Annotated in this window: 12 protein-coding genes and 1 pseudogene; 12 read left to right on the top strand and 1 reads right to left on the bottom strand. The window is 75.3% G+C overall.

What is annotated here, in order from left to right; all coding sequences use genetic code 11:
• From AB0L34_RS27580 to AB0L34_RS27530, 11 genes and pseudogenes are all read left to right on the top strand, one after another.
• Window positions 1-263, top strand: a pseudogene (locus tag AB0L34_RS27580) (16S/23S rRNA (cytidine-2'-O)-methyltransferase); the annotation flags it as partial.
• A 79-nt stretch (window positions 264-342) separates the two neighbouring features.
• Window positions 343-1227 (top strand): NAD kinase, encoded by an 885-nt coding sequence (locus tag AB0L34_RS27575; RefSeq protein ID WP_357463470.1) that lies wholly within the window; start codon window positions 343-345, stop codon window positions 1225-1227.
• Window positions 1228-1369: 142 nt separating this feature from the next.
• Window positions 1370-3127 (top strand): DNA repair protein RecN, encoded by a 1758-nt coding sequence (recN, locus tag AB0L34_RS27570; protein WP_363707856.1) that lies wholly within the window; start codon window positions 1370-1372, stop codon window positions 3125-3127.
• Window positions 3128-3246: 119 nt separating this feature from the next.
• The gene (gene steA, locus AB0L34_RS27565) at window positions 3247-4425 is read left to right on the top strand and encodes a putative cytokinetic ring protein SteA (protein ID WP_350712376.1); all 1179 of its coding nucleotides are present in this window, start codon (window positions 3247-3249) and stop codon (window positions 4423-4425) included.
• 27 nt (window positions 4426-4452) lie between these two features.
• A complete protein-coding gene (locus tag AB0L34_RS27560; protein WP_357463479.1) occupies window positions 4453-5391 on the top strand; it encodes a copper transporter in 939 nt (312 codons plus the stop codon).
• 58 nt (window positions 5392-5449) lie between these two features.
• Entirely contained in the window at window positions 5450-6316 is an 867-nt protein-coding gene (locus AB0L34_RS27555) for a hypothetical protein (protein ID WP_363707854.1), read from the top strand.
• A 1-nt stretch (window position 6317) separates the two neighbouring features.
• Window positions 6318-8015 carry a lipid II flippase MurJ gene (locus tag AB0L34_RS27550; protein WP_363707852.1) on the top strand — a complete coding sequence of 566 codons (1698 nt, stop codon included), beginning with the start codon at window positions 6318-6320 and terminating at the stop codon, window positions 8013-8015.
• Between the two features lie 55 nt (window positions 8016-8070).
• On the top strand, window positions 8071-9270 hold the full coding sequence (locus AB0L34_RS27545) for a glycosyltransferase family 4 protein (RefSeq protein ID WP_363707850.1): 1200 nt from the start codon (window positions 8071-8073) through the stop codon (window positions 9268-9270).
• Window positions 9270-11549, top strand: coding sequence for a hypothetical protein (locus AB0L34_RS27540; protein WP_363707848.1), 2280 nt, complete (start codon window positions 9270-9272; stop codon window positions 11547-11549). The genes AB0L34_RS27545 and AB0L34_RS27540 overlap by 1 nt, the downstream gene beginning before the upstream one ends.
• Window positions 11550-11699: 150 nt before the next feature.
• A complete protein-coding gene (locus AB0L34_RS27535) occupies window positions 11700-13451 on the top strand; it encodes a CTP synthase (protein WP_357463494.1) in 1752 nt (583 codons plus the stop codon).
• Between the two features lie 76 nt (window positions 13452-13527).
• Window positions 13528-14133 carry an NUDIX hydrolase gene (locus AB0L34_RS27530; RefSeq protein WP_357463497.1) on the top strand — a complete coding sequence of 202 codons (606 nt, stop codon included), beginning with the start codon at window positions 13528-13530 and terminating at the stop codon, window positions 14131-14133.
• A gap of 76 nt (window positions 14134-14209) precedes the next feature.
• Here the strand turns inward: AB0L34_RS27530 and AB0L34_RS27525 are convergent, their stop codons facing one another.
• A complete protein-coding gene (locus AB0L34_RS27525; RefSeq protein ID WP_363707858.1) occupies window positions 14210-14533 on the bottom strand; it encodes a TM2 domain-containing protein in 324 nt (107 codons plus the stop codon).
• Between the two features lie 225 nt (window positions 14534-14758).
• Here AB0L34_RS27525 and ald point away from each other — a divergent pair, with 225 nt between their 5' ends.
• On the top strand, window positions 14759-15874 hold the full coding sequence (ald, locus tag AB0L34_RS27520) for an alanine dehydrogenase (protein ID WP_350712384.1): 1116 nt from the start codon (window positions 14759-14761) through the stop codon (window positions 15872-15874).
• Window positions 15875-15928: the final 54 nt, after the last annotated feature.

The following is a 15928-nucleotide window of genomic DNA, read 5'->3' as shown; positions in this document are numbered from 1 at the left end:
GGGTGGTCCGTGATCCGGCGCTGCGCGCCGAGGCGGTGCTCGACGTCGCCGCCGCGGCGGCGCGGCTCGAGCTCGGTCTGGCCGACGTGGCCGCGAGCCCGCTGCCGGGGCCCAGCGGCAACGTCGAGTTCTTCGTATGGTTACGCCGGGACGCACCGCCGGCCGACCCGGATCGGGTGCGTGCCGTGGTGACCGCCGGGCCGCAGGGCCCGGTGTCGTCCGGCGACCTGCCGGACACGGCGACGGAGGAGGTGGCCGGGTGAGCGAGCAGGCGAGCCCCGCGGTCGTGGCTGGGCCGCGCGGGTGCGGGTGCCGGGCGGGCGCGACGGGACGGCCGTCCCGGTGAGCCGCACGGCCCTGTTGGTGACCCACACCGGCCGCCGCCGCAGCACCGAGCACGCGCGGGCGGTGGCCGCCGACCTCATCGCGGCCGGTTTCGAGGTACGGGTCGTCGCCGAGGAGGCCGACGACCTCGACCTGCCCGGTGTGGTGCCGGTGACCGGCCTGGAGGCGGCCGAGGGCGCGGAGATCGTCTTCGCGCTCGGCGGGGACGGCACGTTCCTGCGCGCGGCCGAGCTGGCCCGGCCGGCGAAGGCGCCGCTGCTCGGCATCAACCTCGGCAAGGTCGGCTTCCTCGCCGAGGCGGAGATCGACGACCTGGACAGCGCGGTGCGGGACGTGGTGGGCCGCAACTACACCGTGGACGAGCGGCTCACGCTGGACGTGACCGCCGAGTTCGACGGCGGCCCGACCATCGAGTCCTGGGCGCTCAACGAGATCAGCGTCGAGAAGGGCGAGCGCGCCCAGATGCTGGAGCTGCTCGTCGACGTGGACGGCCGCCCGCTGTCCCGCTACGGCTGCGACGGCGTGGTCTGCGCGACCCCCACCGGCTCGACGGCGTACGCGTTCTCCGGCGGCGGGCCGGTGGTGTGGCCCGAGGTGGAGGCCCTGCTGCTGGTGCCGATCAGCGCGCACGCGCTGTTCAGCCGGCCGCTGGTCACCGCGCCCACCTCCACGTTCGCCATCACCGTCGACCCGTTCACCACCCTCGCGGTGTTGTCCTGCGACGGCCGGCGCGTCTACGACCTGCCGCCCGGGGCCCGCGTCACGGTGCGGCGCGGCGCGTTGCCCGTGCGCATCGTGCGGCTGCGGGACCGCCCGTTCACCGACCGGCTGGTGGCGAAGTTCGACCTGCCCGTGCACGGCTGGCGCGGCAACCGCCGCTGACGGCGCGTCCGAGGCGCGTGTCCGCACCGGCGGTGACCGGCCTCACCGGGGCGCCCCGGCCGGTGGTGGGGCGGGGCGCGACGCCCCGGTACGCCCGCGCCGGCTGGTCAACTGTCGGGGGCCGCGTCTACTGTCGGTTGCTGTGCTGGAAGAGCTGCGCATCACCGGACTGGGCGTCATCGAGGACACCACGCTGCCGTTGACCGGCGGCATGAACGTCATCACCGGCGAGACCGGTGCGGGCAAGACGATGGTGGTCACCGGCCTCGGCCTGCTCTTCGGTGGCCGTGCCGACGCGGGGCGGGTCCGGGCCCAGCCCGGCCGGGCGGTGGTCGAGGGGCGGCTGCGGCTCGACGGCCGGGTGGCCGCCGCCGTGCACACCCGGGTCGTCGACGCCGGCGGCGAGCCCGACGAGGACGGTTCGGTGCTGCTCAGCCGCACGGTCACGGTGGAGGGTCGGTCCCGGGCGCACCTGGGTGGGCGCAGCATGCCGGTGTCCATGCTCGGCGAGGTGGGCGAGCAGGTGGTCGCCGTGCACGGCCAGTCCGACCAGCTGCGGCTGCTGCGTCCGGCCGAGCAGCGGGCCGCGCTGGACCGGTTCGCCGGCCCGGAGCACGAGAAGCTGCTCGACGCGCTGCGCGAGGCGTACGCCCGCTGGCGCGCCGTGGTCGACGACCTGGCCGACCGGCGGCGCAACGTCCGCGAGCGCAGCCAGGAGGCCGACCTGCTGCGGCTCGGCCTGGACGAGATCACCCGGGTCGACCCGCAGCCCGGCGAGGACGACGAGCTGAAGGCGGAGGCGCAGCGGCTGGAGCACGCCGAGGGGCTGCGCACGGCGGCGCAGATGGCCCACCAGTGCGTGGCGGGCGGCGTGGAGGCGGCCGACGAGACCCCCGACGCCACGGCGCTGCTCGGCACCGCCCGGCGCACCCTGGAGGCGCAGGCCGGCACGGATCCGGCGCTCGGCGAGCTGGCGGGGCGGCTGGAGGAGGCGGCGACGCTGGTGGCGGACGTCTCCGCCGAGCTGTCGGCCTACCTCGCCGCGCTCGACGCCGACCCGGCCCGGTTGCAGGCCCTCTACGAGCGCCGGGCGGCGCTGCGCGCCCTGACCCGCAAGTACGCCGACGACGTCGACGGCGTGATCGCCTGGGCGGAACGGGCCCGCACCCGGCTGTCCGACCTGGACACCTCCGACGAGCTTCTCGACGAGCTGGAGCGGGAGTCGGCGCGGCTGGCCGGCGAGGTGGCCGACCTGGCCGGCCGGGTGTCGACGTCCCGGCAGGAGGCGGCGACCCGCTTCGCGGAGCAGGTCACCGTCGAGCTGGCCGGCCTGGCCATGCCGCACGCCCGGATCGAGGTGGCGGTGCTGCCGCGGCCGGCCGGCCGGGCGGAGCCGAGCCTGCCGGTCAACGGCGCCGAGGTCGGCGTCGGCCCGGACGGCGGCGACGAGGTCGAGCTGCGCCTGCTGGCCCACCCCGGCGCGCCCGCGCTGCCGCTGCAGCGCGGCGCCTCCGGCGGTGAGCTGTCCCGGGTGATGCTCGCCATCGAGGTCGTCTTCGCCGGCTCGGGCGGGCCGCCCACGCTGGTCTTCGACGAGGTGGACGCCGGGGTCGGCGGCCAGGCGGCGGTGGAGATCGGCCGGCGGCTGGCCCGGCTGGCCCGTAGCCACCAGGTGCTCGTGGTCACCCACCTGCCGCAGGTCGCCGCGTTCGCCGACCGGCACCTGGTGGTGGCGAAGGACACGGGCGGGGCGGTCACCACGAGCGGGGTCCGCGTGGTGGAGGACACGGAGCGGGCCCGGGAGTTGGCCCGGATGCTCGCGGGTTTGCCCGATTCCGACCTGGGTATCGCCCACGCCGAGGAGCTTCTGGCCGTGGCGGCCCGGGAAAGGCGTCCGTGAGGGCGGCGATTGTGAGCACAGGCACACCGGCCTGCGCGCTAGTGTGCTTCCCTGGGTAGGCGGCCCTGCTCAGGCATGTCGCGACAGAAATGCCTGCCTCACATGCCAGGATGGTCACGATGCGTCTACCCACGTTGCGCCGGACCCGGAACGCGGAACCGGGCAGAATCCTCGGCACCGCGCGCCTGGACCGCCGGACGAAACGCCTGGTCGGCCGGCTCCGCCCCGGTGACATCGCGGTCATCGACCACGTCGACGTGGACCGGGTCGCCGCCGACTCGCTCGTCGCGGTCGGTGTCGCCGCCGTGCTCAACGCGAAGCCGTCGGTCTCCGGCCGCTACCCCAACCTCGGGCCGGAGGTGCTGATCGGCGCCGGCATCCCGCTCCTCGACGACCTGGGGGAGGGGATCTTCGAGCGGATCCGTGAGGGCGACACGGTCCGGATCGAGGGCAACACCGTCTACGTCGGCGACGAGCCGGTGGCGCACGGCAGCCTCCAGGACGCCGAGACGGTGGCCAAGGCGATGGCCGACGCCCGGGAGGGCCTGTCGGTCCAGCTGGAGGCGTTCGCCGCCAACACGATGGACTACCTCAAGCAGGAGCGCGCCCTGCTCCTCGACGGCGTCGGCGTGCCGGAGATCCAGACCGAGATCCAGGGGCGGCACTGCCTGATCGTGGTGCGCGGCTACGACTACAAGGCCGACCTGGACGTGCTGCGCCCCTACATCCGCGAGTTCAAGCCGGTGCTGATCGGCGTCGACGGTGGCGCGGACGCGCTGGTGGAGGCCGGCTACACGCCGGACATGATCATCGGTGACATGGATTCGGTCACCGACGACGTGTTGCGCTGCGGCGCCGAGGTGATCGTGCACGCCTACCCGGACGGGCGGGCGCCCGGTCTGGCCCGGGTCACCGGGCTCGGCGTACCGGCGGTGACCTTCCCGGCCGCGGCCACCAGCGAGGACCTGGCCATGCTGCTGGCCGACGAGAAGGGCGCCTCGCTGCTGGTCGCCGTCGGCACCCACGCCACGCTGGTGGAGTTCCTGGACAAGGGCCGCGGCGGCATGGCCTCCACGTTCCTGACCCGGCTCAAGGTCGGCGGCAAGCTCGTCGACGCCAAGGGTGTGAGCCGGCTCTACCGGCAGAGCATCTCCGGGTCCTCGCTGCTGCTGCTGGTGCTCTCCGCGATCGCGGCGATGGCCTCCGCCGTGGCGGTCTCCACCGTCGGCAAGGCGTATTTGGGTGTGGTTTCCGAGTGGTGGAACAATTTCGTGTTCCAGCTTGAACAGCTTTTCTAGCGTCCGACCGATCAAGAGGCTGCAGGTGTGATCAACTTCCGGTACCACGTGGTGTCCCTGACCGCGGTCTTCCTCGCGTTGGCGATCGGTCTGGTGGTCGGCACCGCCGCACTGAACGGCCCGGTCGCCGACTCGCTCAAGGAGAACGTCAACGGGCTGCGCAAGGACAACCAGCTGATGCGCCAGCAGGTCCAGAGCATGGAGAAGGAACTGGAGCTGGAGGAGGACTTCGCGGCCCAGATGGCGGAGTTGTTCCTGCCGGGCAAGCTCGCCGGCAAGCGGGTGGTGGTGGTCACCCTGCCCACCGGGCGGGACCACACCGAGGGCGTGGTCAAGATGCTCCAGCTCGGCGGGGCCGAGATGACGGGCCGCATCGACCTGCAGGACAAGTTCATCAATCCGGACAACAACAACGACCTGCTGGAACTGGCGGTCACCGCCGCGCGCCCCACCAGCGCGCCGACCGCCGACCTGCCGGGCAACGGCAACGGGGTGGAGACGTCCAGCGCGCTGCTGGCCAGCGTCCTGCTGGACCGGGCGACCGGCGCCACCCCGGTCACCGAGGCCGACCGGCGGGCGGTGCTGGCCGCGTACACCAACGCCAACTACCTGACCACGGAGGAGCGGGTCAGCGCGTCGGCGGAGGCCGTCGTCGTGGTCAGCGGGCAGCCGTACGTGGACAAGGACTCGGCGAAGAAGGACGAGTCGGTGCTCAAGGTCGCCGAGCAGTTCGACCGCGTCGGGACGATCGTCGTCGCCGGCAACGGCTCGACCGGCGGCAACCTGGTCGCGGCCGTCCGCAGCGACCCGGTGCTGGTGCAGAGCATCTCCACCGTCGACAACGCCAACACCGTCCAGGGCCAGCTGGTCACCGCCCTCGCGATGGTGCAGCAGGTGACCGAGAAGAAGGCCGGGCAGTACGGCGTCGGCGACAACGCCACCCTGCTGCCTAGACTGCCCCAGTGAGCGAGCGACGTACCCCGGTGTCCGGATCCAGCCGTACGCACGAGCGGGAGGGGGCCGCGTGAGTCTGCTCGGTCGACTGTTGATCGCCGGGGCGGGCGCCGCCGCCGCCCGGTACGCGCTGCGCGAGGTGCGCACCTCGCCGGCCGGCCCCGCCCTGGACCGGACGAACTTCCGCGGCCGCACGGTGACCCTGGCCGCCGGGCCGGCGCTCGCCGCCGGGGCCGCCGGAGCGGGCGCGTTCGGCGCCTCCAGCGCGTCCTCGGGGGCCGCGGCCCTGGTCGCCGGGGTGGGCGCCGGGGCCGTCGGGCTCTACGACGACGTGGTGGGGGCGCGGCCGGAGCAGAAGGCGGCCAAGGGCTTCGCCGGTCACCTGGCCGCGCTGCGCGAGGGCCGGGTCACCGCCGGGCTCGTCAAGGTCGTCGGGGTGGGCGCGGCAGGGCTCGGCGCCGCCGCGCTGCTCGCCACCGACCCCCGGGTGGCCGGGCACCGCCGCCGCCAGCGGCAGGGCACGCTGGGGCGGGGCCTCGACGTGCTGCTCGGCGCGGGCGTCATCGCCGGCACCGCGAACCTGCTGAACCTGCTCGACCTGCGACCCGGCCGGGCGCTGAAGTCCGGCATCCTGCTCGGCGCCCCGCTGGCCGCCGGCCCGCACGGCGGGATCGCCGCGGGCGCGGTCGGCGCCGCCGCCGGGCTGCTCCCCGACGACCTCGGCGAGGACGTGATGCTCGGCGACAGCGGCGCGAACGCGCTCGGCGCGCTGCTGGGCGTGGCGCTGGCCGCGCGTACCGGGCCGGTCGGGCGGGCCGGGCTGCTCGCCGTGCTCGCCGGCCTCACCGCGGCCAGCGAGAAGGTCAGCTTCACCCAGGTCATCCAGCGCACCCCCGGGCTGCGCGAACTCGACGCGCTGGGCCGTCGCGCCGACTGACGTGACGACCCCGGCACCCCTCGCCGGCGCCGGCCGCGTCGCCGGAGCGGCCGCGCTCATCGCCGTCCTCACCGTGCTCAGCCGGCTCGCCGGGTTCGGCCGCACCGCCGTCTTCACCTGGGTCGTGCAGAAGAGCGACCTCGGCGGCATGTACGTGATCGCCAACACGGTCCCGAACATCATCTTCGAGATCGTCGCGGGCGGCGCGCTGGCGAGTCTGGTCGTACCGCTGCTGGCCGGGCCGGTCGCGGCCGGGGACCGGCGCGCGGTGGCCGCCACCACCGGCGCGCTGCTCACCTGGACGGTCACCCTGCTGGTGCCGCTGGCCGTGCTGGTCGCGGTGGCGGCCGACCCGGTCGTGTCGCTGATCAGCGAGGGGCGCTCCGAGGCGGAGGTGGCCGCCGGCGCGCGGATGCTGCGGGTCTTCGCCCCGCAGTTGCCGCTCTACGGCGTCGGCATCGTGCTGACCGGCGTGCTCCAGGCGCACCGCCGGTTCGCCTGGCCGGTGATCGCGCCGCTGCTGTCCAGCCTCACCGTGATCGTGGTCTACCTCGCCTTCGGCGGCGCCGAGGGACGTGGCGCGAGCGTGGCGCAGGTGAGCCGTGGCGGCGAGCTGATCCTGTCGGGCGGCACCACGGCGGGCGTGGTGGTGCTGTCGCTGTCGCTGCTGATCCCGCTGCGCCGGCTGGGACTGCGGCTGCGCCCCGGGTACGCGTTCCCCGCCGACGCCCGGGCGCGGGTGACGGGGCTGGCGCTGGCGGGCGCCGTCACCGTCACCGCCCAGCAGATCGCGCTGCTGGTGCTGCTCAACCGGGTCTCCGGCGGCCCGACCGGCTCGCCGCAGGTGTTCAACCTGGCCCAGACCATGTACCTGCTGCCCTGGGCGGTGCTGGCGGTGCCGCTGGCCGTGGCGGCGTACCCGACGCTGGCGACCGCGGCGGCCGCCGGGGACGACGGGGACTACCGGCGCACGCTCTCCTCGACCGCGCGCGGCGTGCTGCTGTTCAGCTGCCTCGGCGCGGCGGCCCTGGTCGGCACCGCCGCGCCGGTCGCCTCGTTCTTCTACCCGGACGATCCCGGGTCCACGGCCGCCGGGATCGCCGGCTTCGCCCCGGGGCTGCTCGGTTACGGCCTCTTCGCGGTGCTCTCCCGGGCCCTCTACGCCCGCGGCGACACCCGCCCCGCCACCGTGGCGATCACCGCCGGCTGGCTGGCCGTGCCGGTGGCGGCGGTGCCGCTGGCGGCCCTGCTCCCGGTGGCGGACCGGGTGCTGGCGGTCACCCTGGCCAACTCGGCCGGGATGCTGCTGCTCGGCGGCCTGCTGCTCGCCGCCGTGCTGCGCTCGGCCGGGGCCGCCGCGCTCGCCGGCGTCGGCCGGGCCGGCGCCGCCGGGCTGCTCGCCGGCGCCCTGGCGGCGCTCGCCGGGGCGGCCGCCGCCCGCTGGCTGGACGCGGCCGGCGACGGCACCCCGACGACACCGGCCGCACTCGTGCAGGGCATGCTGTCCGGAGTCCTGGTCGGCGTCGTGTTCCTCGCCGTCGTCTGGCTGGTCGACCGGCGGGACGTGCGACCGCTGCTGGCCGGGGTGCTCCGGCGGGTGAGCCGGGGCCGGCGCGGGCCGGCGGCTCCCGCCGAACGGACGGGTGAGGGTGAGATCCCCCCGGAACGGGGTGACGGGAAGGAGACGGTGTCCCGGTGAGCGGGTGCAGGACGGGTGACCGGCCGGCGGCGACCGACGAGCGGGGGTGGTCCCGGTGACGGAACCGACACCGGACACCAGTTGGCGCGGCACCGTGGCCCTGCTGCTCGCCTCCAGCACCGGCGGGGTCGGGCAGCACGTCCGTTCCCTCGCCCAGGGGCTGACCGCCGCGGGCGCCGCCGTGCTGGTCTGCGGGCCCGCCGCGACGCAGGAGCAGTTCGACTTCACCGGCGTCGGCGCCCGGTTCCGGCCGGTGGAGATCCCGGCCAGCCCGACCCCTGCCGACGCCCGTGCCGTGGCCACGCTGCGCCGGGCCCTCGCCGCCGAGCCGGTAGACGTGCTGCACGCCCACGGGCTGCGGGCCGGGCTGGTCGCCGTCCTCGCCCGGCCGGCCGTGCCCCTCGTGGTCACCTGGCACAACGCGGTGCTCGCCGGCGGGTTGCGCGGCGGCGTGTCCCGCCTCGTCGAGCGGGTCGTCGCCCGGGGCGCCCGGGTGGCCCTCGGCGCCTCCGCCGACCTCGTCGAGCGGGCCGCCGCGCTGGGCGCGACGGACGCCCGGCTCGCCCCGGTCGCCGCGCCGGCGCTGCCCGCGCCGCGCCGCCGCCGGGCCGCCGTCCGCGCCGAGTTCGGCGTCGGCCCGGACCAGCCGCTGATCCTCTCGGTCGGCCGGCTGCACCCGCAGAAGCGGTACGACGTGCTGGTCGACGCGGCCGCCCGGTGGCGCGCCCGGACCCCGGCGCCGGTCGTGGTGATCGCCGGCAGCGGCCCGGCCTACCTGCCGCTGGCCGCCCGGATCTCCGCCGCCCGGGCCCCGGTGACCCTGCTCGGGCACCGCACCGACGTGGCCGACCTGCTCGCCGGGGCCGACCTGGCGCTGGTGACCAGCGACTGGGAGGCCCGCCAGCTCTTCGCGCAGGAGGCGATGCGGGCCGGCGTACCGCTGGTGGCGACCGCCGTCGGCGGCCTGCCGGAGCTGGTCGGCGACGCCGCGGCGCTGGTGCCGCCGGGGGACGTGGACGCGGTCGACGCGGCCGTGCGTGCCCTGCTCGACGACGAGGCCGGCCGGGTCGAGCTGGGCCGGCGGGGCGCCGCCCGGGCCGCGACCTGGCCCACCGAGGCGGACACCCTCGCCCAGCTCGCGGCGCTCTACGCCGAGCTGGCTTCGGACGCGGCACGATCCGCGCTCCCCGGCACCGACGGCGGGCCCGCCGAACCCGGACGTGACGGTCACGCCCCGTCGACGGGACGCCGGTGATGTTGCGCAGACTCGCCCCGGCCCTGCTGACCCTGGTCGTGGTGGCGCTCGGCATCGCGGCGCTGACCGCCCGGCCGGACCGGGAGGCGCCCGAGCGCACCGCCGACTTCGTCGTGCTTGCCGGGGTGGCCGGGCTGCGCTGGGAGGACGTCGACCCGGAGACCACCCCGACGCTGTGGCGGATGGCCCGCGACGGCTCCATCGGCTCCCTCTCGGTGCGCTCCGCGCACCGGCCGACCTGCCCCGTGGACGGCTGGCTGACCCTCGGGGCGGGCAGCTACGCCGCCTGGAACGGCAGCCGGCAGGTCGGGGGCTGCCCCCCGACGGCGGTGACCGTGGAGCAACCCGACGGTATCGGCGCGAACCTGCCCGACCAGGAGAGCGTCGTCCTGCACAACCAGGAGCGGCTGCCGTGGGGCGCGGTGCCCGGCGCGCTGTCGGAGTCGGTGCGCTGCTCGGTGGCGGTCGGGCCCGGTGCGGCGGTGGCCGCCGCCCGGCCGTTCGGCCGGGTCGACCGGTACGCGGCCGCCCTGCCCGAGGACCCCGCCGAGCTGCTCGGCTCGTGCGTGCTGAGCATCGTCGACCTCGGCACGGTCGCCGGCGAGGACCCGACGACCCGGGCCGCGGCGGCGCGCGAGGCCGACACCCGGCTGGCCCGGGTGCTCGCCGCCCGGCCGCCCCGCTCGCTGGTGATCGTCGCCGGGGTGTCCGACACCGAGGTGCCGTCCCGGCTGCACGTGGCCGTCGCCGACGGGCCGGGCTGGGAGCGCGGGTGGCTCACCTCGGCCAGCACCGGCCGGGAGGGCTACCTGCAACTGGTCGACCTCGCACCGACCGCGCTCACCGCGCTGGGCCGGCCGCTGCCCGAGCGGCTCTTCCTCGGTCGGCCGGCCGAATCGGTCGGCGGGCGGCCGGCGGACCTGGCCACCGCGATCGCGCAGCCCGCCGACGCCGACCGGGAGGCGGCCGCCCAACGGCGGGTGGCGGACTGGTTCTTCGCCCTGCTCGCCGGCGTGCAGGTGCTCCTGGCGGTGGCGGTGCTGCCGTTGCTGCGCCGGGCCCGCCGGCACGCCGGCCCGTACGGCCCGGAGCCGGTGTCGCGGCGGGTCGTGTCGGTCGTCGAGCTGCTGCTGATCGGGGCCGCCCTGGCCGTGCCGGCGGCCCTGCTCGCCGACGCGGTGCCGTGGTGGCGCGGCGACCACGCCGGCGTCTACTTCGCCGGGGTGACCGTGCTGCTGCTGGTTGCCGCGACCGCGGTGGTCCGGTTGGCGCCGGGGTACGCGAGCACCCTCGGCCCGCTCGGCGCGGTGGCGGGGCTGACCACGCTGGCCGTCGGGGTGGACGTGCTCACCGGCGCCCGCCTCCAGCTCAACGGGGTGGTCGGCTACTCGGCCCTGGAGGGCGGCCGGTACGCCGGGCTGGGCACCGTCGGGCTCGGCGTGTTCCTGGCCGGCGCCCTGCTGAGCGCGGGGTGGCTGGCCCAGCGGGTCCGCCGGTCCTGGCGGCCGACCGTCATGGTGCTCGTCGGCGGCGCGGCCGTGGTGGTCGTCGGCAGCCCGTACCTGGGGTCCGACCCGGTCGGCGCGATCGCGCTGACCGCCGGGCTGAGCGTCGCCGCCGCGATCAGCGCCGGCGGCTGGCTGACGATCAGCCGGCTGGCCTGGGCGACCATGGCCGGGCTGGCGCTGACCATCGGCTTCGCGGTGCTGGACCTGCGCCGGCCCGCCGCCGAGCGGGGCAGCCTCGGCCGGTTCCTGGCCGCCGTCGGCGACGGCACCGGCGGGCTCACCGTGCACCGCTCCAGCACCGCCAACTTCGAGACCCTGGTCAACAGCCCGCTGACCGTGCTGGCCCTGGCCGGCGCCCTGCTGGTCTGGTTCGCCCTGCTCCAGCCGTGGGGCGGGCTGATGCGGCTGTTCGGCATCTACCCGGCGATGCGGGCGGCGATGGCCGGCACCGCCGTCGCCGCGGTGATCGGCGGGGTGCTGGGCGGCGATGCCCTGGACGTGGCCGGCGCGGCCGGGGCCCTGGTGGTGCCGATGGCGGCGCTGGCCGCGCTGCGGGTGCTCGACCACTCGACCGACCGCACCCAGCCCGACGCGGCCGGCCAGAGCGACGGTGGGCCGGGCGGGGCCGGCGACGGGCCGGACGGCGGCGGGGGATCGGACGACGGCGGCCCGGACGGCCCGGGGGCGGGCGGCGGGGCGGGCACCGCGGATCCGGTCGCCGGGCCGGACGCGCCGGCCGGCCGGCCATCGACCGAGGTCACGGCCTCCTGACCGGGTCGGCGACACCCGGACGGCCGGTACGGGTGCGCCGGGCGGCGGGGGCGGGTGAGGTGTTACCGTGGAATCCCGTGGATCGCGTGATCACTTTGCTGATCGGCACGGCGGTCTGCACGACCGCGACAGACGACACGGGAGCAGGCCTTGGCCCCTTCAGCACGGACGACCAGGCACATTTTCGTCACCGGGGGCGTCGCCTCCTCGCTGGGTAAGGGCCTCACCGCCTCCAGCCTCGGCAACCTGCTCACCGCGCGCGGCCTGCGCGTGGTCATGCAGAAGCTCGACCCCTACCTCAACGTCGACCCGGGGACGATGAACCCGTTCCAGCACGGCGAGGTCTTCGTGACCGAGGACGGCGCCGAGACCGACCTCGACGTCGGGCACTACGAGCGCTTCCTGGACCGGGCGCTCTCCGGGAAGGCGAACGTCACCACCGGCCAGATCTACTCAGACGTGATCGCGAAGGAGCGGCGCGGCGAGTACCTGGGCGACACCGTCCAGGTCATCCCGCACATCACCAACGAGATCAAGTCGCGGATCCTGGCCATGGCCGACCCGGACGACGACGGCCAGGTGCCGGACGTCGTGATCACCGAGGTCGGCGGCACGGTCGGCGACATCGAGTCGCTGCCGTTCCTGGAGGCGATCCGGCAGGTCCGCCACGACCTGGGCCGGGACAACTGCTTCTACCTGCACGTCTCGCTGGTGCCGTACCTGGCGCCGTCGGGGGAGCTGAAGACCAAGCCGACCCAGCACTCGGTGGCCCAGCTGCGCAGCATCGGCATCCAGCCCGACGCGCTGGTGCTGCGCTGCGACCGGGAGATCCCCGACAAGGTCAAGCAGAAGCTGTCGCTCTACTGCGACGTCGACCGCGAGGCGGTCACCGCCGCCCCGGACGCGCCGAGCATCTACGACATCCCCAAGGTGCTGCACCGGGAGGGCCTCGACGCGTACGTGGTGCGCCGGCTCGGCCTCTCCTTCCGCGACGTGGACTGGGCCAGCTGGGACGACCTGCTGGACCGGGTGCACCAGCCCCGGCACACCGTCACCGTCGCCGTGGTCGGCAAGTACGTCGACCTGCCCGACGCCTACCTGTCGGTGAGCGAGGCGATCCGGGCCGCCGGCTTCGGCCACCGGGCCCGGGTGCAGCTGCGCTGGGTGCCCAGCGACGAGTGCGTCACCCCGACCGGCGCCGCGGCCGCCCTGGCCGGCGTCGACGGCATCGTCATCCCGGGCGGCTTCGGGGTGCGCGGCATCGAGGGCAAGATCGGCACCGCCCGGTACGCCCGGGAGAACGGCATCCCGCTGCTCGGCCTCTGCCTCGGCCTGCAGTGCATGACCATCGAGGTGGCCCGGCACCTGGCCGGCCTGGAGGGCGCCAACTCGCTGGAGTTCGACGAGGAGGCGAAGCACCCGGTCATCGCCACCATGGCCGACCAGGAGGACATCGTCGCCGGCAGGGGCGACCTGGGCGGCACGATGCGGCTCGGGGCGTACCCGGCGAAGCTGACCGAGGGCTCGCTGGTCGCCGAGGCGTACGGCAGCACCGAGATCAGCGAGCGGCACCGGCACCGGTACGAGGTGAACAACGCCTACCGGGACCAGCTCACCAAGGCGGGCCTGCGCTTCTCCGGCACCTCGCCGGACGGCCGGCTGGTCGAGTTCATCGAGCTGGACCGCGGCCTGCACCCGTTCTTCGTGGCCACCCAGGCGCACCCGGAGCTGAAGAGCCGCCCGACCCGGCCGCACCCGCTCTTCGCCTCCTTCGTCAAGGCGGCCGTGGCGTACTCCGAGGCCGACCAGCTCCCGGTGGACCTGGAGGCGGCGGAGAAGGCGGCGGCGAAGAAGGCCGCCCGCAACGGCGGCGCCGCCGCGAAGGCGGCGTCGGCCTCGTGAGCGAGCGGAGCGGGCGACCCGTCGGGCACAGCAGCGCGGCGCCTCACGCCTCCGTCACGCCGAGCGGGGCGGCGGCGTGAGCGCCGTCGAGCACCGCTACGAGGTGCGCTCCCGCACCGAGCGCTACCGCGGCCGGATCTTCGACGTGGTCAGCGAGGAGGTGACCATGCCGGGCGGCGGGACGGGAGTCCGGGACTTCGTCCGGCACGTCGGTGCGGTGGCCGTGGTGGCACTCGACTCCGCCGGCCAGGTGGTGCTGATCCGCCAGTACCGCCACCCCGTCGGCCGGCACCTGTGGGAGCTGCCCGCCGGGCTGACCGACGTCTCCGGCGAGGACCTGGCCGCCGCCGCGGCCCGGGAGCTGGCCGAGGAGGTCGACCTCGTCGCGGGGCGGCTCGACGTCCTGGTCGACCTGCACAGCTCGCCGGGTTTCACCAACGAGCTGGTCCGGGTGTTCCTGGCCCGGGACCTGACCGACGTGCCGGCCGAGCAGCGCCACGAGCGCAGCGAGGAGGAGGCCGACCTCCAGGTCGTCCGGATCGACCTGGACGAGGCGGTCGGCATGGTCCTCGCGGGGGAGATCACCAACGCGTCCTGCGTGGCCGGGCTGCTCGCCGCGGCCCGGGGCCGCGACGCCGGCTGGTCGGCGCTGCGTCGGGCGGACACGCCGCCACCGCGCTGAGCCGGCCGCGCCGGACGCGGTACGTGGAAAGGGGCCGTGCGGTTCGCCGCACGGCCCCGTCGTCGTTCCGGTCGGGTCAGTCGCGCAGCGGCCGGCCCTGCCCGTCGACGCCACCGTTGACGAGGATCAGGATGCCGTCGATGAGGCCCCAGATGCTGCCGAAGCCGCAGGTCACGATGCTCACCACGAGCTGGAGGACACCGGTCTTGGTGTCGCCCATGTAGAACCGGCCGGCACCGAAGCCGCCCAGGAAGATGCCGAGGAGACCGGCGACGAGCTTGCTCTTGTCGGAAACGCCCGTCGGGTACCCGGGCTGGTAAGGAGGTGTGGTCATGAGGCGACACCCTAGTGATCCACTCTCGTCGTGTCCGCAGCGGGACCCACTGGATGGGACGATAATGGACGAACACTGTCCTGACGGCTGAGGGGGCGTCCCACCGCCGGCCGGGTCGACGCCTGACACTTCGTCAGGGTGGGCGGGCACCGGATGTCACTGTGCTGGCTCATTTCGGGCGGCGGCGCGCCTAGACTGCCGCCGACGGGACCGGTGGACCGCGGCGGCAATGGGGTCGTCGTGGCGCCGAGCAGTCGGGGGAGAGCAGCCCCGGAGAGAGGTGTCTGCATCGTGAAGGTCGGAATCCCCCGCGAGGTCAAGAACCACGAGTACCGCGTGGCGATCACGCCGGCGGGCATCAACGAGTTCGTCCGCAGCGGTCACCAGGTCTTCGTCGAGGCCGGCGCCGGGGTCGGGTCCAGCATCAGCGACGACGACTTCGCCGCCGCCGGGGCCAAGATCCTGGCCACCGCCGACGAGGTGTGGGACACCGCCGAGCTGGTGCTCAAGGTCAAGGAGCCGGTCGCCGAGGAGTACCACCGGATGCGCGAGGGGCAGGTGCTCTTCACCTACCTGCACCTGGCCGCGTCCAAGGAGTGCACCGACGCGCTGCTCGACCGCAAGGTGACCGGCATCGCCTACGAGACGGTGGAGCTGCCGGACCGGTCGCTGCCCCTGCTCGCCCCGATGTCCGAGGTGGCGGGCCGGCTCGCACCGCAGGTCGGCGCGTACCACCTGCAGGCGCAGGGCGGCGGGCGGGGCATCCTGATGGGCGGCGTCTCCGGCGTCTACGCCGCGAAGACCGTGGTCATCGGCGCCGGCGTCTCTGGCATGAACGCCGCCGCGATCGCGCTCGGCCTGCAGGCCGAGGTGCTGCTGCTGGACAAGAACGTCGCCCGGCTGCGCCAGGCCGACGCCATCTACCGCGGCCACCTGCAGACGGTCGCCTCCAACGCGTACGAGATCGAGCGGGCCGTGCTCGACGCGGACCTGGTCATCGGCGCGGTGCTGGTGCCCGGCGCGAAGGCCCCGACCCTGATCTCCAACGAGTTGGTCTCCCGGATGAAGCCGGGCAGCGTGCTGGTCGACATCTCCATCGACCAGGGCGGCTGCTTCGAGGACTCGCGTCCCACCACGCACGCCGACCCGACCTACAAGGTCCACGAGTCGATCTTCTACTGCGTGGCGAACATGCCGGGCGCCGTGCCGCACACCAGCACCTACGCGCTGACCAACGTCACCCTGCCGTACGCCCTGGAGCTGGCCAACCACGGCTGGCGGGAGGCGCTGCGCCGCGACCCGGCGCTGGCGCTGGGCCTGAACACCCACGACGGCCAGGTCACCTACGGCCCGGTCGCCGAGGCGCACGGCATGCGGGCCCTGCCGCTGGCCGACGCGCTGGCCTGAGGGGCGGCGGGCTGACCGGCACACCGGACGGGGCCGGCGCGGGCGCGGAGCCCG

Source organism: Micromonospora sp. NPDC052213 (assembly GCF_040679695.1).
GTDB lineage: Bacteria > Actinomycetota > Actinomycetes > Mycobacteriales > Micromonosporaceae > Micromonospora.
This window is presented reverse-complemented; position numbering and strand designations above follow the sequence as displayed.

Bases quoted from the DNA above. Each gene is read 5' to 3' on its own strand.
- steA (WP_350712376.1), top strand. From the start codon at position 3,247: ATGCGTCTACCCACGTTGCGCCGGACCCGGAACGCGGAACCGGGCAGA.
- AB0L34_RS27540 (WP_363707848.1), top strand. From the start codon at position 9,270: ATGTTGCGCAGACTCGCCCCGGCCCTGCTGACCCTGGTCGTGGTGGCG.